Origin of the sequence: Streptomyces sp. NPDC002328, assembly GCF_042890065.1 — a bacterium.
Taxonomy (GTDB): Bacteria; Actinomycetota; Actinomycetes; order Streptomycetales; family Streptomycetaceae; genus Streptomyces.
Genome location: NZ_JBIARQ010000010.1, coordinates 109693 through 128328, shown reverse-complemented (window position 1 = coordinate 128328; position 18636 = coordinate 109693). Strand labels below are relative to the sequence as shown.

The following is an 18636-nucleotide window of genomic DNA, read 5'->3' as shown; positions in this document are numbered from 1 at the left end:
CGAACCGGAGCCGGCTGTGGCCTTTGACACGGCCGGCTCCGGTGTTCATAACGTTTCGGCAGAGGAATCGGGTGGTACGGCCACGCGTCGCGTTCGCTCGGTCTCGCTGCGCACACGACGGCCCCGTCTTTTGGCGGGGCTCGCTCTTTATGACCGTTTTATCTGGGGCTTACATCACAAGGATTCGGCTCTCCCCGATGTTTGGAAGAGCGCAGGCCGTCGTGCTGGAATGCCTGAACTGCCCAATAGTCAATGACGTACTCATGGTCGATGACTGACCGGGCTTGAGACACTGCGGCACGACGTAGGTGCCGACCGCCGAGAGGTTGTTGGTCGAGTGAGGCGAAGCAAGAAAAGTCCCGAGCCGGCGGCGCGGGGCAACTTCACCCCGCCGCCGCGCGGAGCGGCGACCGCCCCTGTTCCCGGCTCGGAGCCGACGGCCGCACCCGCCAAGAGCGGCGGTCGTCTCTCCCCGCGCAACTGGCGTGTGCCGACCCGTCTGAACGCGATCCTGCTCATACCCGTGGTGGTCGGCCTCGTCATGGGCGGCTTCCAGGTGAAGGGCTCGATCGACACCTGGCAGGAGGCGCGCGACGCGGAGAAGGTCGCGAAGATCGTGGCCGCCTCGGGCGAGTACGCCGAAGCGCTCCTCGTCGAGCGGGACGTGTCCGCGGAGCCGCTCCTTCAGAACAAGAAGGACAGCCAGGTCGTCAAGGACGCCCGCGCCGTCACCGACCAGAAGGCCAAGGCCTTCCACGCCGAGGTCGTCGGCATGCCGGACAAGGCGGGCCTCCAGCGCCGGCTGAAGCTGGTGAAGGAAGCGGAGCCGACCCTCACGAAGGTGCGCGCGGCCGCCTACACCGCGGCACTGGACCCGGTGAAGACCGAAGAGGGCTACGTCGCCGTCGAGCACCTGCTCATGGAGTTCTCCAACGAGCTGGGCCTGGGCACCGGCAACATCACCGCCTACGGCCGCACGGTCTACGCGATCGCCCTGGCCAAGGGCGCCGAGTCGCTCCAGCGCGCGATCGGCATGCACCTGCTGGTCCGGCCGAGCCCCGACGAGAAGACCCTCGCCCAGCAGGTCACCGCGTTCACGTCGTACGCCTACCTCGAGAACGTCGCTCTCCAGGAGTACGTCTCCGGCGGCACCACGCAGGACGCGGCCCGGCTGACCCAGGTCCTCCAGCAGAAGCAGGCCGAGGGCCAGAAGCTGGCCGCCGACGCCCAGGCGAAGGCTGAGGCCGCGGGTCAGGACTACGTCGCCGCGCCCGCCATGAAGGACATGATCACGGCGATCGGCAGCGGCCAGAAGCCCGCCGATCTCGCCGATCAGGGCGTCACCGCCCAGGCCTGGATGACGGCCGCCACCCTCAAGTTCCAGGCCTACAGCCAGGTCGAGAAGGAACTGATCGACCGGGCCGTGACCGACGCCGGAGACATCGCCTCCGACGCCCGCCAGGACGCCATCGTCAACGGCACCATCGTCATCGTGGCCCTGCTCGCCGCGTTCATCATCGCCTCGCTCATGGCCCGGCAGATGAGCCAGTCCATGCGCCAGCTGCGCAACGCCGCCTTCGGCATCGCCGAGCAGCGCCTGCCGATGCTGGTCGACCAGCTCTCGCGCACCGACCCCGGCCGGGTCGACACCCGGGTCGCCCCGATCCCGATCACCACCACCGACGAGATCGGCGAAGTCGCCCGCGCCTTCGACCAGGTCCACCGCGAGGCCGTCCGGCTCGCCGCCGAGCAGGCCCTCCTCCGTGGCAACATCAACGCGATCTTCACCAACCTCTCGCGCCGCAACCAGTCGCTGATCGAGGGCCAGCTGACCCTGATCACCGACCTGGAGAACAACGAGGCCGACCCGGACCAGCTGGAGAACCTCTTCCGCCTGGACCACCTCGCGACCCGTATGCGCCGCAACGGCGAGAACCTCCTCGTCCTCGCCGGCGAGGAGCCCGGCCGCCGCTGGGACCAGCCGGTCCCGCTGGTCGACGTGCTGCGCGCCGCCTCCTCCGAGGTGGAGCAGTACGAGCGCATCGAGCTGTCCGGCGTCCCGGAGGCCGAGATCCACGGCCGTGCCGTGACCGACCTCGTGCACCTGCTCGCCGAGCTGCTGGAGAACGCGACGACGTTCTCCTCCCCGCAGACCAAGGTTCGCGTCACGGCCACCCGTCTCCCCGACGGTCGGGTCATGATCGAGATCCATGACAAGGGCATCGGCCTGACCGCCGAGGACTTCGCGGACATCAACCACAAGCTGGCCAACCCGCCGACCGTGGACGCCGCGATCTCGCAGCGCATGGGCCTGTTCGTGGTCGGCCGGCTGTCCGACCGGCACGGCATCCGCGTCCAGCTGCGCCCCTCGGGCGAGCAGGCCGGCACCACCTCGCTGGTCATGCTGCCGGACGCGATCACGCACGGCGGCGGCGGCGAGCAGCCCGCCGAGCGCGACGAGTTCACCGTGTCGCAGATCATCCCGGAGCAGAACCACCCGGGCGAGAACTTCAACAACGGCCTGCCGATGCGCACCGCGGCCGAACTCGGCTTCGACGACAGCCGCTACACCGAGGTCCCCGACGATCTGCGCGACCTGGATCCCGTAGGCCGCTCCCTGATACGCGAGGAGCGCCGGGCGGCCCTGGAGTCCCAGTCGCACGGCCAGCCCGAGCAGCCGCAGCAGCGGTCCCCCGAGGCGCCCGCCTACGGCGAGAGCTTCGACCAGACGCAGCAGCAGCCGGCCTACGACGCCGACCGGGGCGGCTTCGCCGGAGCGCAGAACGGCTACGACGCCGGCGCGGCCGGAGCCACCGGGTACGCTGAGCAGCCCGGCGCCTACGACCAGCAGACGCCGTACGGCGAGCAGCAGCGCCCGGCGTACGAGGACCCGTACCTCTCGTCGAACGGCGACGCCTCGCGGGGTGACGGCTTCTCCGCCGCGGGCGACGGCTTCTCCACGAACGGCGGTGTGCCGCAGAACGGCGCGTACGCGCAGAACGGCGGCTACCCGGACCCCGCGTATGCGGAGCCGGGCCAGGAGGAGCGCTCCTCGTCCCGCGCCGCCGCCACGGACGGCTACGGGTCCTACGAGGAGCAGCCCTACCAGGACGACTGGCCGCAGCAGAGCGGATACCAGAACGGCTACCCGGACCAGTACGCTCCGGAAGCGGAATCAGCGCAGGTCGCTGACGCGGGTGAGCAGGACCGCGTAGGCTTCGACCGTCCGGGACCGGCCGCCTCCTCCGCTCACGTCATGACCGACGCCGGGCTGCCCCGCCGCGGATCCATCACGGCGGCGAACGGTTCGAACGGTTCTCGGCCCGTGAGCCAGGAAGCGCCGGCCTCCACCTCGGAGAGCAACGGCGGCGACGACAGCTGGCGTTCGGCGAACGACGCGCGCTGGCAGCAGGCCGCCCAGCTCCGGAAGCCCAAGGCGGGCGGGGTCACCTCCTCGGGTCTGCCGCGACGGGTGCCCAAGGCCAACCTGGTCGAGGGCACCGCCGAGAGCACCCCCCAGGGAGGCCCCCAGGTCTCCCGAGCCCCGGAGGACGTCCGAGGCAGGTTGAGCAACCTGCGTCGCGGCGTTCAGCGCGGGCGTAACGCAGGCAGTGAAACGAACGGCCAGGGCCTCGGTCCTGACAGCACCTACAACCAGGAGCGTTAGTGTGAGCCCGATGAGCCAGGCGGCACAGAACCTGAACTGGTTGATCACCAACTTCGTGGACAACACCCCGGGGGTGTCCCACACGGTGGTGGTCTCCGCCGACGGACTCCTTCTGGCGATGTCCGAAGGCTTCCCCCGCGACCGCGCCGACCAGCTCGCGGCCGTCGCCTCCGGTCTGACGTCACTGACGGCAGGCGCCTCGCGGATCTTCGAGGGCGGCAGCGTGAACCAGACGGTTGTGGAGATGGAGCGGGGATTCCTGTTCCTGATGTCCATCTCCGACGGTTCCTCGCTCGCGGTTCTCGCGCACCCCGAGGCGGACATCGGCCTCATCGGGTACGAGATGGCCCTTCTGGTGGACCGTGCCGGCACGGTTCTGACGCCCGACCTTCGTGCGGAGCTCCAAGGGAGCCTTCTCAACTAACAGCAGGACGGTGCGTTTTGGCGTCCCGAGGCCGTAGTGTTTCGGGACGCGGCTTCCACGTGATGGGTGCCAGGCACAGTCGGAGGAGGAGAGAAAGTGGCAACACCCCCAGGCGGTTCACATTCGGGCAACTGGTCGTACGGCCCTGCCCAGGGCCAAGGCGACGGTTCCCAGAACCCGAACCGTTACAACTTCCCCTCCGCCCCGAGCCAGCAGCGGCCGTACTCGCCCCAGGGCCCGCAGGGTCCCGGGCCGTCCCCGTACGACCAGCCGCACGCGCCTCGCATCCAGCCCGTGCAGCCGCAGCGCCGCCCCGAGCCGGCGCCCGCCGGGGCGTCGAACAACCCCCTGGTGCGTCCGTACGCCATGACCGGCGGCCGGACGCGCCCGCGCTACCAGCTCGCCATCGAGGCGCTGGTGCACACCACTGCGCAGCCGCACCAGATGCAGGGCCAGTTGCCCGAGCATCAGCGGATCTGCAACCTGTGCCGTGAGATCAAGTCGGTGGCCGAGATCTCGGCCCTCCTGACCATCCCTCTCGGCGTGGCCAGGATCCTCGTCGCCGACTTGGCGGAGGCGGGACTGGTCGCCATCCATCAGCCCGGCGGCGACGAAAGCGCCGGCGGCCAGCCAGACGTGACACTGCTCGAAAGGGTGCTCAGTGGACTTCGCAAGCTCTAGCGGCGGTCCTTCCCGCTCCACCACCTCAGCGAAGATCGTGGTGGCGGGTGGCTTCGGCGTGGGCAAGACCACGTTCGTCGGGGCCGTCTCGGAGATCAACCCGCTGCGTACCGAGGCCGTCATGACGTCTGCTTCGGCAGGCATCGACGACCTCACCCACACCGGAGACAAGACCACCACCACGGTGGCCATGGACTTCGGCCGTATCACCCTGGACCAGGACCTGATCCTGTACCTCTTCGGTACGCCCGGCCAGGACCGCTTCTGGTTCATGTGGGACGACCTGGTGCGCGGCGCCATCGGCGCGATCGTGCTCGTGGACACCCGCCGTCTCGCCGACTGCTTCCCCGCGGTCGACTACTTCGAGAACTCGGGCCTCCCCTTCGTGATCGCCCTCAACGGCTTCGACGGCAACCAGCCGTACAACCCGGACGAGGTCCGCGAGGCGCTCCAGATCGGGCCGGACACGCCGATCATCACGACGGACGCCCGTCATCGCGCCGACGCCAAGTCCGCGCTGATCACTCTCGTGGAGCACGCGTTGATGGCTCGACTCCGGTAGGACGACTCCTCCCGCCGCCGCGGCGCGCAGCCACGGCGGCGGGGGTCGGCGGTGCCGATCCGGCCGCAGCCTGCCGCCCACACGCAGAAGGGCCCCTCCTCGACGGAGGGGCCCTTCTCGGTGTACAGGCGGCTGAAGCGCCGCAGGCTACCGCCAGCTGTGGGGGGCGCGGAAGCCGTTCTCGCGCTCCAGGCGGCGCCAGCCGGCCCTGGGGCGGCCGCGGTGGGTCGGGGTGGGCTCGGCAGTCCGGGCGGCGGCTCGGGCCAGGAGGATCGCGGTGATGGCCGCGACCTCCTCGGGCTCGGCGTGGCCCTTCTCGACGCGGATGTCAGGCGGGTTCATGGATGTCAGTCTCCGTGAGAGAGGTTTCCGCTGTGGTGTCGCGGAGCGTCCGCTGGGTTACTGCGGGGGGTTGCCGTGCTTGCGCGACGGCAGGTCGGCGTGCTTGGACTGGAGCATCGCCAGCGACCGGACGAGCACCTCGCGGGTCTCGGCGGGGTCGATGACGTCGTCGACCAGGCCGCGCTCGGCCGCGTAGTACGGGTGCATCAGCTCGGACTTGTACTCCTTGACCATGCGGGCCCGCATGGCCTCGGGGTCCTCGGCGTCGGCGATCTGACGGCGGAAGATGACGTTGGCGGCGCCCTCGGCGCCCATGACGGCGATCTCGTTGGTCGGCCAGGCGAACGTGAGGTCGGCGCCGATGGACTGGCTGTCCATCACGATGTAGGCGCCTCCGTACGCCTTGCGCAGGATCAGGGAGATCCGGGGCACGGTCGCGTTGCAGTAGGCGTAGAGGAGCTTCGCGCCGTGGCGGATGATTCCACCGTGCTCCTGGTCGACGCCGGGCAGGAAGCCGGGGACGTCCAGAAGAGTGACGATCGGGATGTTGAAGGCGTCGCACATCTGCACGAAGCGGGCGGCCTTCTCGCTGGCCTCGATGTCGAGGACGCCGGCGAGGCTCTGCGGCTGGTTGGCGACGATGCCGACCACCTGGCCGTCGAGACGGGCCAGCGCGCAGATGATGTTGCGGGCCCAGCGCTCGTGGACCTCCAGGTACTCGCCGTCGTCGACGATCTCCTCGATGACCTTGGCCATGTCGTACGGGCGGTTGCCGTCCGCCGGGACCAGGTCGAGCAGGGCCTCGCCGCGCCGCTCGGCCGGGTCGGAGCACTCGGTGCGGGGCGGGTTCTCGCGGTTGTTCTGCGGGAGGAGGGAGAGGAGGTAGCGGACCTCCGCGATGCAGGTCTCCTCGTCGTCGTAGGCGAAGTGGCAGACGCCGGAGGTCTCGGCGTGCACGTCCGCGCCGCCGAGGCCGTTCTGGGTGATCTCCTCGCCGGTGACCGCCTTGACGACGTCCGGGCCGGTGATGAACATCTGCGAGGTGTCGCGGACCATGAAGACGAAGTCGGTCAGGGCGGGGCTGTAGGCCGCGCCGCCCGCGCACGGGCCGAGCATCACCGAGATCTGCGGGATGACGCCGGACGCCTTGGTGTTGCGCTGGAAGATGCCGCCGTAACCGGCGAGGGCGGAGACGCCCTCCTGGATGCGGGCGCCGGCGCCGTCGTTGAGGGAGACCAGCGGGGCGCCGGCCGCGATGGCCATGTCCATGATCTTGTGGATCTTCGTGGCGTGGGCCTCGCCCAGCGCGCCGCCGAAGATGCGGAAGTCGTGGGCGTAGACGAAGACCGTGCGGCCCTCCACCGTGCCCCAGCCGGTGATCACACCGTCCGTGTACGGCTTCTTGGCCTCCAGGCCGAACCCGGTCGCCCGGTGCCGGCGCAGCTGCTCGACCTCCTGGAAGGACCCGGAGTCCAGGAGCAGCTCGATGCGCTCCCGCGCGGTCAGCTTGCCCTTGGCGTGCTGCGCCGCCGTCGCCTTCTCGCCCGGTCCGGCCAGTGCCTGCGCACGGATCTCGTGCAGCTCGGCCACGCGCCCGCGCGCGTCCGTGGGCTCGGTCGGCTCACCCGTCTGCTCTTCCAAAACGGTCATGTAGCGACCTTACGAAGAGCACCAAGCAAAGGGAGACGTCGACTCCGTACAGTCTCCGACCCGTTTTCCTGGTACCACTGAACAGAACCAGGGCGGCTCGCAGGCGTTCCGACTGCTCAGAGGGCCCGGCGGTTGTAGGGGTCGCACAAAGCGGGGCGGTGAGACGCGCAGCACATCCCTCGGCGCGTCGACTGACCCATCGGAGTGACCCGGAATAGGTCTACACTCCCTCACGTTGGACTGGTTGAACATTCAACGGAAGGTCTCGACCACTCGGACTTTCCGCTCCAGCTTCCGGAGGACCCCATGAACGCCCAGCTCTCCACCCTGACCGGCGACTACACCATCGACCCCGCGCACTCGACGATCGGCTTCGTCGTCCGGCACGCCATGGTCACCAACGTCAAGGGCAAATTCAACGACTTCACCGGCACCCTGCACCTCGACGGCGACGACCCCTCACGCTCCTCCGCCGCGATCGACGTCACGATGGAGAGCATCGACACCGGCTCCGCCGACCGCGACGGGCACCTGAAGAGCGCCGACTTCTTCAAGACCGACGAGTTCCCGACGATGACCTTTCGCTCCACCCACGCGGAGGCCGTCGGCGGCGAGGACTACCGCATCACCGGCGACCTGACCATCCTCGGCGTCACCAAGCCGCTCACCATCGACCTGGAGTTCAACGGCTCCGCCAAGGACCCCTTCGGCAACGAGCGCGTCGGCTTCGAGGGCAAGGCACAGCTGCTGCGCTCCGAGTGGGGGCTGACCTGGAACGCGGCGCTGGAGACGGGCGGCGTCCTGGTCTCCGACAAGATCAAGCTCAACTTCGACATGTCGGCGATCAAGAACGCGTGACGTGCCGATCGGCCCGCCGCCCCCGCCGTCACGTCCGGCGGGGTCGGCCGTGGCCGAATCGGCCCTCTTGTGCGAGGGGTTGGGGCGTTCCCATAATCCAGCAACAGATTTGACCTGCCCATGCCAGCAAATGGGCACTTCTTCGTGGCCACTGTTGTCATGTGCGCGTCAGTTCCGTGTCCTGGTTCCACCCGGCACCACCGCCCCAGGTCAACCCCCCACGGAAGGCATCACGTTGAAGAGACTCCTCACGGCGTTCAAGAGATTCGCGGTCCTCGGCGCCGCCGCCCTCGCGATCGCCAGCCTTCAGCCCGTCTCGGCCGCACAGGCCGCCCCCTCCCCCGTCGTCGGCGGAACCCGTGCTGCTCAGGGCGAGTTCCCGTTCATGGTCCGGCTCTCCATGGGCTGCGGCGGCGCGCTCTACACCCAGCAGATCGTGCTCACGGCGGCTCACTGCGTGGGCTCGACCGGCGCCAACACCGGCATCACCGCCACCGCCGGCGTCGTGGACCTCCAGTCCACCTCCGGCCGCGTCCAGGTGCGCTCCACGTACGTGTACCGGGCGCCCGGCTACAACGGCAACGGCAAGGACTGGGCCCTCATCAAGCTCGCCCAGCCGATCAACCTGCCGACGCTGAAGATCGCGACGACCACGCAGTACAACACCGGCACCTTCACGGTCGCCGGCTGGGGCGCAGCCAGCGAGGGCGGGTCGCAGCAGCGCTACCTGCTCAAGGCCACCGTGCCGTTCGTGAGCGACGCGACCTGTCGCACGTACAGCGGCTACAGCGGTCTGATCAACAGCGACGAGATCTGCGCCGGTTACACGGCCGGCGGCGTCGACACCTGCCAGGGCGACTCCGGCGGCCCGATGTTCCGCCGCGACGCCGCGAACGCCTGGATCCAGGTCGGCATCGTCAGCTGGGGCATCGGCTGCGCCCGGCCCAACGCGCCCGGCGTCTACTCCGAGGTCTCCACCTTCGCCTCGGCCATCGCCTCCGCGGCCGCTTCCCTCTGACGCGGTTCTCCCCTCCCACGGGCCCGGCGCGTCCTGCGCCGGGCTCGTTCCCGCGTTCCCGCGTTCCCGGGGCTCGGGCTGGGGGCTGGGGGCACGCCCCGGATCGGGCACCCCCCGGCTCAGAAGCCTCCGCCGAAGTCGCCGCCGCCTCCGCCGCCGCCGAAGTCGCCCCCGCCGCCGAAGCCGCCGAAGTCACCGGTGTCGAAGTCCGCGCCGGAGACGTCTCCTCCCTCGTAGCCGCCGAAGTCGCCGTACCCCGAGCCGTAGTCGGCCGCGTACGACGGCGTCGCCATCATGCCGCCGAGCAGGGTGCCGACGAGCAGGCCGGGCAGGATGCCGCCGCCGAAGTAACCGCCCGCCCAGGGGCCGTAGGCCGGGCCCGCCTCCCAGTAGGGGCGGCGGCCGTGGTCGGTGTCGACCTCGCGGATCACCGGGTCGCGGCCGTCGGCCAGCCGGGTGCGGTCCGCCGCGCAGACCGGGACCTCGCGCGGGGAGCCGCCGGGCGGCGTCCAGGACGCGTCGGCGACCGAGGGGCCGTGCCGGGGGTCGAAGAAGCAGGGCGGGCGGCGCTCGGGCAGCGGACCGCCGGAGCGGCGGGCGGCGAGCCGGGCCAGGGAGAACCGGCCGTCCTCCAGGGCCTCGGTGACGCCGCGCACGTCCTCCGGCATCGTCGCCGCCGCCATGGCCGCCTTCGCCTTCTCGTAGGCGTCGAGGGCGACCTCGTAGTCGGCGCGCATCGCGTCGTCGGCGTCGGGGGCGGCCGGGTGGAAGTCGAGGCGGTCGAGTTCCTCGCCGAAGGCCGTGATGTCCTCGTCGACGACGACCCGCAGCCGGTCGAGGGCGGCCCGCTGCTCCTCGTCGTGCCGCCGACGGTTGTGCCGGACGACGGTGTACGCGCCCGCGCCGCCGGCCACCAGGACCGCGCCCGCCGCGATCAGCGCGCTGGTGGAGACCCCGCCGCCGCCTGAAGAAGAGGTCCAGCTCGCGGGGGCCGAGCCGCCCATGCGGGCCATCGCGCGGTCGGTGAAGTCGTCGAGCTGGACGCGGGCGTCGCTCTCGCCCCGGACGCTGGTGACGAGGTTGCGCACGGCCGTTTTCGACAGGACCGAGGAGTCGGCGCGGGCGTCGAAGCGGTCACCGAGGCGGACGGCGTACAGGCCGGTCACGCCGGTGGCGGTGCGCAGGTCGGTGAAAAGGTTCTCGGTCGGGTAGCCGGCCGGGAGGACCGCGACGAACACCGGTTTGTCGGCGTCCTCGATCCTCTTCTGGAGCGCGTTGGCGTCCGACGGGGAGAGCTGGTCGGACGCCTCCGGATCGACGTAGACGGGGCTTTCGCGCAGCGCCTCGGCGATCGCCGACACGCTGGTGACGGCGGGGGCCGTGGGGGCGGGTGCGGCGGACGCGCGTGGGGCGCCCGCCGCCAGGAGGGTCAGGGCGGCGAGCGCCAGCGCGATCAGCAGTCCGGCGAAGCCTCGGGTCGGTGGTGCGACCTTCATACTTCGAAGCTACCCGAACTGGAATCAATTAGGGCATATGGGTGACTCGGGACTTCGTCCCCCGCTGTGCCTTCCCCTGTACCTGCCGCTATGCCTTCCGGTAGGCCTCCGTCAGCTTGCGCACGGCCTCCGCGTAGCGTCCGGTCAGCAGCAGATGGTCGGCGGCGGCGAAGGGGGCCGCCACGGCCGCCGTGATGTCCTGGCCCACCTTCTGCTGGACGATCAGCCGGGCCCGGGTGACCAGCGCCCGCCCGGCACCGTCCGCGCCCTTGCGCTCGGCCTCCCGGGCCGCGACGCCGAGGGCGCGCAGCGTGGCCTCGCCGCCGGCCGGGATCCTGGTGAGCGTCGTCAGCCCCCAGCCGTACGGGAACTGCGGGTCGTACACCGCGTCGCCGACGTTGATCGGCAGCTGCGCCTCGGACTTCGGCCAGGTGACGGGGAGCTGCCCGGTGAACGGCCGCCTGCCGTACAGCACGTCGGCCACGCCGTCGCCCTCCGTGCCCGGCAGCCAGGACGCGACCAGGGCGTCGACGGCGTCGAGCCGGTCGCCGACGAGCTGCGGGCGTCCGGAGACGATCAGCACCGCGCATCTCATCGCCGCGCACACCCGGTCGACGGCCGCGCGGTCGGCGGCGGACAGCTCCAGGTCGTGCCCGTTGCCGACGTCGCCGACGCCCTCGGCGTACGGCGTCTCCCCGACGACGACCACGCCCACGTCGTGACCCGCCGTCGGGGCGGAGGCGTCCTCGCTGTACGTGAGGTCGCCGCCCGCCGCGCGCATGCCCTCCAGGATCGTGGTGCCGGGGGTGATGTCGCCGGAGGAGCCCTGCCAGGTGACCGTCCAGCCGCCGGTCTGGTTGCCGATGTCGTCGGCGTTGGAGCCGGCGACGTAGACCTTCTGGGACTTCTTCAGGGGCAGCAGGCCGCCCGCGTTCTTCAGCAGCACCTGGGACTCGGCGGCGGCGCGGCGGGCCACCGCGCGGTGCTCGGCGGAGCCGATGCCGGCCGCGCCGCGGGTGTCCGCGTACGGCTTCTCGAAGAGGCCGAGGCGGAACTTCTGGGTGAGGATCCGGGAGACGGCGTCGTCGACGCGCCGCTCGCCGACCCGGCCCGCCCGCACCTCGTCGACGAGGGCGGTCCGGAAGTCGCGGTAGGCGTACGGGACCATGATCATGTCGAGTCCGGCGTTGACGGAGGTTCGCACGTCGCTCGCGTAGTCGCCGGGGAGCTGGTCGATGGCCGCCCAGTCGCTGACGACGAAGCCGTCGAAGCCCAGGCGGCCCTTGAGGACGCCGTTGATCATGTCGGCGCGGGCGTGCATCTTGACCGGGCCCCGGCCGTCGCCGGCGACGTCGAGCGAGGAGTACGACGGCATGACCGAGCCGACCCCGCGGTCGACGGCCTCCCTGTACGGCGCGAGGTGGACGGCCTCCAGCTCCTTGCGGTCGACCTTCGTCACGCCCTGGTCGATGGTGTAGCTGCCGGTGGTGGAGGAGCCGTACGCGGTGCCGCCGTCGGCGACGAAGTGCTTGGCGGTGGCGAGGACCTTGTCGGCGTCCTTGAGGTCGCTGCCGTCGGGGGCGCCCTGGAGGCCCTGGATGACCGTCTCCATGGCCTCGACCAGGGCCGGGTCCTCGCCGAAGGCCTCGTAGGAGCGGCCCCAGCGTTCGTCGCGGGTGACGCAGAGGCAGGGCGCGAAGTCCCAGGGGACGCCGGTGGCGCGGACCTCGGCGGCGGTCACCGCGCCTGTCTTGTAAGCGAGTTGGGGATCGCGGCTCGCGCCGATGCCGATGTTGTGCGGCATGACGGTGGCGCCGACGAGGTTGTTGTGGCCGTGGACGGCGTCCACGCCGTAGATCAGCGGGATCTGGAAGCGGGTCGCCCGGGTGCGGAGCTGGAAGGCGTCGATCATCTTCGCCCAGGCTTCGGGGGTGTTGGGCGTCGGGGTGGAGCCGCCGCCGGACAGGAGCGAGCCGAGGTCGTACGCGGCGATGTCGCCCGGGGCGGTGAGCGCGCCGCGCTCCGCCTGGGTCATCTGGCCGGCCTTCTCCTCCAGGGACATCCGGGAGAGCAGGTCGGCGACGCGCTTCCGCACGGGCAACTTGGCGTCCAGGTAAGGCAGTCCATGGGCGTCGACGACGATCTGCGGTGACTCGGCGGGGGGTTTGGCGCCGGTGACGGTCAGCTTCAGGGGGACGGTCTCGGCGGGCTCGGCCGCCTTGTCCTTGAGGGTGGGCACCCGGACGGTCCTGGTGGCGCCGGACGCGGTGCCCGCCGGGAAGGTGACGGCGCCGGTGACCGGGGTGTAGTCCTTGCCGGGCTCGGCGGTGCCGCCCGTCGTCTCGTAGGCGACGGTCACCGGGGCGTCGGTCGGGGCGGGGCCGGTGGTGGCGAGGGTGAGCGTCACCGTGGCCGTGCCGCCCTCGCGGGTCGGGTGGACGACGGCGTCGGTGAGGACGGAGACCCTGCGCGACTGGTCGGCCCTGCCGTACAGCTCGACGCCGTCCATGGCGAAGTCGCCGCGGGCGCCGGGCGGGAGGGTGACGGCGTAGCCCCACATCCCGGTGAGGCCGAGGATCTGGTCGATGCCGCCGACGGGTTGGTAGTCGGTGCGGTACGTGAAGTCGGTGAAGGGGATCTCGATCCGCTTCCAGCCGGTGAAGTCGTCGGCGAAGGAGGTCGTCCAGAGTTCGGAGGCCTCGCCGTGGGCGCCGCCGTCCTTGATCTCGACGGCGATCCGCTTGCCGTTGTTCCGGCCCTCCCACCAGAAGCGGAGGCCCTGGTGGGCGGACCAGTCGTGGGCGGGCTCGGTCGCGGCGTAGTCGTGGGTGAAGCCGCCCCAGCCGCTGATGTCGTACGTGCCGGTGAGGACCTGCTCGCCCTCGGGGGCGTCGGGGCGGGCGGTCAGCTGGAGGGCGGGCGGGTCGTCGGCGTCGCTGCCCCAGGTGAAGATGCCTTCGGCGGGCTGGGACGCGAAGGGGACCTCGCCTTCGAAGCGGTCGACGGCGGTGGGGGCCGGGGTTCCCGGTGGCGGGTCGTCGGCCGCGCGGGACGCGGTGAGGGGGAGCAGGGTGGCAAGGACGGTGGCGGAGACGAGCAGGGCGGATCTGCGCATGGACCTTCCCTCGGCTCTCGGGGTCACTCGGGACGCGCACGTTCACTCAGGGCTTAGATCACGTCGTGAGTGAACTGGCGCAAGCGAAGCCCGTCAAGATGCCCCGCCCGGCCGACGCGGCCCCGCCAGAGGGCTCCGCCCCCTGGACCCCCGGCCCTGCGCCCACCCACCACCCGACTCGGTGGGCTACAAGGTCCCGTGCAGGGGGGGCAGGTCGTCCGGGTCGGTGGGCGAAGGCCCGCGGGGTGAGGGCTGGGCCTCGCCCGAGGCAGCCCCGCACCCTCGGGCGAGGCCGGGGGGAGCCCCCGGCCCGGCAGGGGCCCAAAGGGCGGCCCCCGGGCTGGGACGGGCCCCCGTGGGCCGCACCCCAGCCCGCGGGTTACTTCGGGAAGCCGTCCGTCGAAGGTTCCGCTGGTTCCACTCCCGCTCGGAGCAGGCCGTAGGTGTAGGCGTCCTCCAGGGACTGCCAGGAGGCGGCGATCACGTTTTCGGCTACGCCCACCGTGGACCACTCCCCCGCGCCGTCCGTCGTGGAGATCAGGACGCGGGTCGTGGACTGGGTGCCGTGGACGCCCTCCAGGATGCGGACCTTGTAGTCGACCAGGTCGAGCTTGGCGAGCTGCGGGTAGATCTTCTCCAGGGCCACGCGCAGCGCGCGGTCGAGGGCGTTGACCGGGCCGTTGCCCTCCGCCGTGGCGACGATGCGCTCGCCCTTGGCCCACAGCTTGACCGTGGCCTCGTTGGCGTGGGTGCCGTCGGGGCGGTCCTCGACGATGGCGCGCCAGGACTCGACGTCGAAGTACTTCAGCGGCTTGCCCTCGACCTCCGCGCGCAGCAGGAGTTCGAAGGAGGCGTCGGCCGCCTCGTAGGTGTAGCCCTTGAGCTCGCGTTCCTTGACCCGCTCGACGACCCGGCCGACCAGCTCGCGGTCGCCGCCGAGGTCGACGCCCAGCTCCTTGCCCTTGAGCTCGATCGAGGCGCGGCCCGCCATGTCGGAAACCAGCATCCGCATGGTGTTGCCGACCAGTTCGGGGTCGATGTGCTGGTACAGGTCCGGGTCGACCTTGATCGCGGAGGCGTGCAGGCCCGCCTTGTGGGCGAACGCGGAGACGCCCACGTACGGCTGGTGGGTGGAGGGCGTGAGGTTGACGACCTCGGCGATCGCGTGCGAGATCCGGGTCATCTCGCGCAGCCGGCCCTCGGGCAGGACCTGCTTGCCGTACTTCAGTTCCAGGGCGGCGACGACCGGGAACAGGTTGGCGTTGCCGACGCGTTCGCCGTACCCGTTCGCCGTGCACTGCACGTGGGTCGCGCCCGCGTCCACCGCGGCGAGCGTGTTGGCCACCGCGCAGCCGGTGTCGTCCTGGGCGTGGATGCCGAGGCGGGCGCCGGTGTCGGCGAGGACGGTGGAGACCACCGCCTGGATCTGCGCCGGGAGCATGCCGCCGTTGGTGTCACACAGGATGACGACGTCCGCGCCGGCCTCCGAGGCGGTCCGTACGACCGCCTTGGCGTAGGCGGGGTTCGCGCGGTAGCCGTCGAAGAAGTGCTCGCAGTCGACGAAGACCCGGCGGCCCTGCCGGGTGAGGTAGGAGACGGTGTCCCGGACCATCTCCAGGTTCTCGTCGAGCGTGGTGCGCAGGGCGAGTTCCACATGGCGGTCGTGGGACTTGGCGACGAGGGTGATGACGTCCGCGCCCGACTCCAGGAGCGCCTTGACCTGCGGGTCCTCCGACGCCTTGCCCCCGGCGCGGCGCGTCGCGCCGAAGGCGACCAGCTGGGCGTTGCGGAACGCGATCTCCTGCTGGGCGCGGGCGAAGAACTCGGTGTCCCGGGGGTTCGCGCCGGGCCAGCCGCCCTCGATGAAGCCGACGCCGAAGTCGTCCAGGTGCCGTGCGATCGCGAGCTTGTCGGCGACGGTGAGGTTGATGCCCTCGCGCTGGGCGCCGTCGCGCAGTGTGGTGTCGAAGACGTGGAACGAGTCGTCGAGCTCGCTGGTTGCCGTCTCGGTCATGGTCTCAAGGCTCCTGTTGTGGATCTTCGGTCTTACCGGAATGACCGGCTCCACCGTCCCCCCATGGGTCCCTCGCACTCTCGTTCCCGGCTGAAGGTGGGCCAGGAAAACGAAAAACCTCTCGCGGGTGCGAGAGGTCTGCGCGCGGGTCGAGGACGACGATGGCCACCCGTACCTGGTCGTACGTGGCGGTCACTGCGGACCGGCGCGCCTGCTGCCAATAATCGTGGCGAACGAGAACACGGGGGCAGTCTGGCACAAGCCGCCCCCGCGCTCACCGACCGTCTCAGAATGCGGTCGCTCGGGTGGAATGCCTGGTTCGCGTTCCGGGACCTGATCCGGAAGACAGGCTCTAGCCCAGCTCGTGCATCCAGCCGTGCTTGTCCTCGGCCGTCCCCCGCTGGATGTCCAGCAGGGCCTGGCGGAGCTTCATGGTGATCTCGCCGGGGCGGCCGTCGGACTGCTTCCATTCGGCGCCGGTGCGCTTGACCGTGCCGACCGGGGTGATGACCGCAGCGGTGCCGCAGGCGAAGACCTCGGTCAGGGCGCCGCTCTCGGCGTCGCGCTGCCACTGGTCGACGGAGACGCGGCCCTCCTCGGCCCGGTAGCCGAGGTCGCGGGCGACGGACAGGAGGCTGTCGCGGGTGACGCCCTCCAGGATGGAGCCGGTCAGGGACGGCGTGACGATCCGGTCGCCGTAGACGAAGTAGAGGTTCATGCCGCCCAGTTCCTCCACCCAGGTGCGCTCGACCGCGTCGAGGTAGCAGACCTGGGCGCAGCCGTGGGCCGCGGCCTCGGCCTGGGCGAGCAGGGAGGCGGCGTAGTTGCCGCCCGTCTTGGCGTCGCCCATGCCGCCGGGGACGGCGCGGACGTAGTCCTCGGAGACCCAGATGGAGACGGGCTCGACGCCGCCCGGGAAGTAGGCGCCGGCCGGGGAGGCGATGACGATGAAGAGGTACTCGTTGGCGGGCTTGACGCCCAGCCCGACCTCGGTCGCGATCATGAAGGGGCGCAGGTAGAGGGACTGCTCGCCGCCGTGCGCGGGCACCCAGTCCTTGTCCTGGGCGACCAGCGCGTCGCACGCCGCGACGAACGTCTCGACCGGCAGCTCGGGCATGGCGAGACGACGGGCGGAGCGCTGGAAGCGCAGGGCGTTCTGGTCGGGGCGGAAGGTGGCCACCGAGCCGTCGGGGCGGCGGTAGGCCTTGAGGCCCTCGAAGATCTCCTGGGCGTAGTGCAGGACGTTGGTGGCCGGGTCGAGGGGGATCGGCGCGTACGGAACGAGCTGGCCGTCGTGCCAGCCGCGGCCCTCGGTCCACTTGATCGTGACCATGTGGTCGGTGAAGTGGCGGCCGAAGCCGGGGGCGGCGAGGATCGCCTCCCGCTCGGCGTCGGCGAGCGGGTGCGCGGAGGGCTTGAGCTCGATCGTGGGCGTCGTCATGAGTAGTTGTCCTTCACCGTTGTAGTGACGGGCCGCCGCTCACGCCCGGCACGGCCGATGGCCAGTGCTAGGACGTCCGAGCATTCCCTCATTCCGCGGCTCCGCGTTCGATTATCTCAAGCGGGGTGCCACGGAAGAAAACGGCGTGAAACGCGACCCTGGGGATGATGGTGTCACCCGGCGGCGGACATGCGGAAGCCGCCGGGTGCGGTTGCGACCCGGCGGCTTCGTGCAGCGGTGTGCGGCGCGGCCCGGGTCAGCCCGCTACGCGTACGGCGAGCGCGTCGCCGATCTCGGAGGTGGAGCGGGCGGGCTTGCCGGTGCGCTCGGCGAGGTCGGCGGAGACGGCGTCCTCGATGCGGCCGGCCTCGGCGTCGAGGCCGAGGTGGCGCAGCAGGAGGGCGACGGACAGGACGGTGGCGGTGGGGTCGGCCTTGCCCTGGCCGGCGATGTCCGGGGCCGAGCCGTGGACCGGCTCGAACATGGACGGGAACTCTCCGGACGGGTTGATGTTGCCGGAGGCGGCCACGCCGATGCCGCCGGAGACGGCCGCGGCGAGGTCGGTGATGATGTCGCCGAAGAGGTTGTCGGTGACGATGACGTCGAACCGGGCCGGGTCGGTGACCAGGTAGATGGTGGCCGCGTCGACGTGGATGTAGTCGGTGGTGACCTCGGGGAACTCCTCGGCCACCTTGTTGAAGACGTTCGTCCACAGGTGACCGGCGAAGGTCAGCACGTTGTTCTTGTGGACGAGGGTGAGCTTCTTGCGCGGGCGGGCCTGGGCGCGGGCGAACGCGTCGCGGACCACGCGCTCGACACCGAAGGCCGTGTTGACGGAGACCTCGGTGGCGACCTCGTGCTCGGTGCCCTTGCGGATGGTGCCGCCGTTGCCGGTGTACGGGCCCTCGGTGCCCTCGCGGACGACGACGAAGTCGATCTCGGGCTGACCGGCGAGCGGGGTGGCGACGCCGGGGAGCAGCTTCGACGGACGCAGGTTGACGTGGTGGTCGAAGGCGAAGCGGAGCTTGAGCAGGAAGCCGCGCTCCAGCACGCCGGACGGGACGCTCGGGTCGCCGATCGCGCCGAGCAGGATCGCGTCGTGCCGCTTGAGGGCGTCGAGGTCGGCGTCGGTGAGGGTCTCACCGGTGGCGTGGTAGCGCTGGGCGCCGAAGTCGTACGCCTTGGTCTCCAGCTTCACATCCTGCGGGAGGACGGCGGAGAGGACCTTGAGGCCTTCGGCCACGACTTCCTGGCCGATGCCGTCACCGGGGATCACTGCGAGATCGATGCTGCGAGACATGCGGGCACCCTACTCCTCGTCCCATGGGATGACACAGCTTGTCCGTCATGCGGACATCGGGTGTCGGA

At 70.8% G+C, this 18636-nt stretch carries 13 protein-coding genes; 6 read left to right on the top strand and 7 right to left on the bottom strand.

The annotated features are described in order from the left end of the window. Positions 1–337: 337 nt before the first annotated feature. The 4 genes from ACFYX4_RS24540 (at position 338) to ACFYX4_RS24525 (ending at position 5334) form a co-directional block, all read left to right on the top strand. Positions 338–3667: a nitrate- and nitrite sensing domain-containing protein gene (locus ACFYX4_RS24540; protein ID WP_389337188.1), complete on the top strand. Its 3330-nt coding sequence runs from the start codon at positions 338–340 to the stop codon at positions 3665–3667. A gap of 10 nt (positions 3668–3677) precedes the next feature. Further along, positions 3678–4091: a roadblock/LC7 domain-containing protein gene (locus tag ACFYX4_RS24535; protein ID WP_030948713.1), complete on the top strand. Its 414-nt coding sequence runs from the start codon at positions 3678–3680 to the stop codon at positions 4089–4091. 96 nt (positions 4092–4187) lie between these two features. Further along, a complete protein-coding gene (locus ACFYX4_RS24530; RefSeq protein WP_389337184.1) occupies positions 4188–4772 on the top strand; it encodes a DUF742 domain-containing protein in 585 nt (194 codons plus the stop codon). Next, the gene (locus tag ACFYX4_RS24525) at positions 4753–5334 is read left to right on the top strand and encodes an ATP/GTP-binding protein (protein ID WP_026248371.1); all 582 of its coding nucleotides are present in this window, start codon (positions 4753–4755) and stop codon (positions 5332–5334) included. Before ACFYX4_RS24530 ends, ACFYX4_RS24525 begins: the two co-directional genes overlap by 20 nt. A gap of 147 nt (positions 5335–5481) precedes the next feature. Here the strand turns inward: ACFYX4_RS24525 and ACFYX4_RS24520 are convergent, their stop codons facing one another. Continuing rightward, positions 5482–5676, bottom strand: a complete 195-nt coding sequence (locus ACFYX4_RS24520; RefSeq protein WP_389337181.1) for an acyl-CoA carboxylase subunit epsilon — start codon at positions 5674–5676, stop codon at positions 5482–5484. Between the two features lie 57 nt (positions 5677–5733). Continuing rightward, complete coding sequence (locus tag ACFYX4_RS24515; protein ID WP_389337178.1) at positions 5734–7326, bottom strand: acyl-CoA carboxylase subunit beta; 1593 nt, start codon at positions 7324–7326, stop codon at positions 5734–5736. Between the two features lie 306 nt (positions 7327–7632). Between ACFYX4_RS24515 and ACFYX4_RS24510 the strand changes: the two genes are divergently transcribed. Both ACFYX4_RS24510 and ACFYX4_RS24505 read left to right on the top strand, forming a co-directional pair. Continuing rightward, complete coding sequence (locus tag ACFYX4_RS24510; protein ID WP_389337175.1) at positions 7633–8184, top strand: YceI family protein; 552 nt, start codon at positions 7633–7635, stop codon at positions 8182–8184. A 235-nt stretch (positions 8185–8419) separates the two neighbouring features. Continuing rightward, positions 8420–9202, top strand: a complete 783-nt coding sequence (locus ACFYX4_RS24505) for a S1 family peptidase (protein ID WP_389337172.1) — start codon at positions 8420–8422, stop codon at positions 9200–9202. A gap of 119 nt (positions 9203–9321) precedes the next feature. Here ACFYX4_RS24505 and ACFYX4_RS24500 read toward each other — a convergent pair whose 3' ends face one another. From ACFYX4_RS24500 to ACFYX4_RS24480, 5 genes are all read right to left on the bottom strand, one after another. After that, on the bottom strand, positions 9322–10698 hold the full coding sequence (locus ACFYX4_RS24500; protein WP_389337169.1) for a hypothetical protein: 1377 nt from the start codon (positions 10696–10698) through the stop codon (positions 9322–9324). A gap of 88 nt (positions 10699–10786) precedes the next feature. Continuing rightward, positions 10787–13813 carry a glycoside hydrolase family 3 N-terminal domain-containing protein gene (locus ACFYX4_RS24495; RefSeq protein WP_389337166.1) on the bottom strand — a complete coding sequence of 1009 codons (3027 nt, stop codon included), beginning with the start codon at positions 13811–13813 and terminating at the stop codon, positions 10787–10789. Between the two features lie 379 nt (positions 13814–14192). Continuing rightward, entirely contained in the window at positions 14193–15827 is a 1635-nt protein-coding gene (gene cimA, locus ACFYX4_RS24490) for a citramalate synthase (protein ID WP_389337163.1), read from the bottom strand. 352 nt (positions 15828–16179) lie between these two features. Beyond that, positions 16180–17268 carry a branched-chain amino acid aminotransferase gene (locus ACFYX4_RS24485; RefSeq protein ID WP_389337158.1) on the bottom strand — a complete coding sequence of 363 codons (1089 nt, stop codon included), beginning with the start codon at positions 17266–17268 and terminating at the stop codon, positions 16180–16182. A 256-nt stretch (positions 17269–17524) separates the two neighbouring features. After that, complete coding sequence (locus ACFYX4_RS24480; protein WP_389337155.1) at positions 17525–18568, bottom strand: 3-isopropylmalate dehydrogenase; 1044 nt, start codon at positions 18566–18568, stop codon at positions 17525–17527. Between the last annotated feature and the right edge of the window lie 68 nt (positions 18569–18636).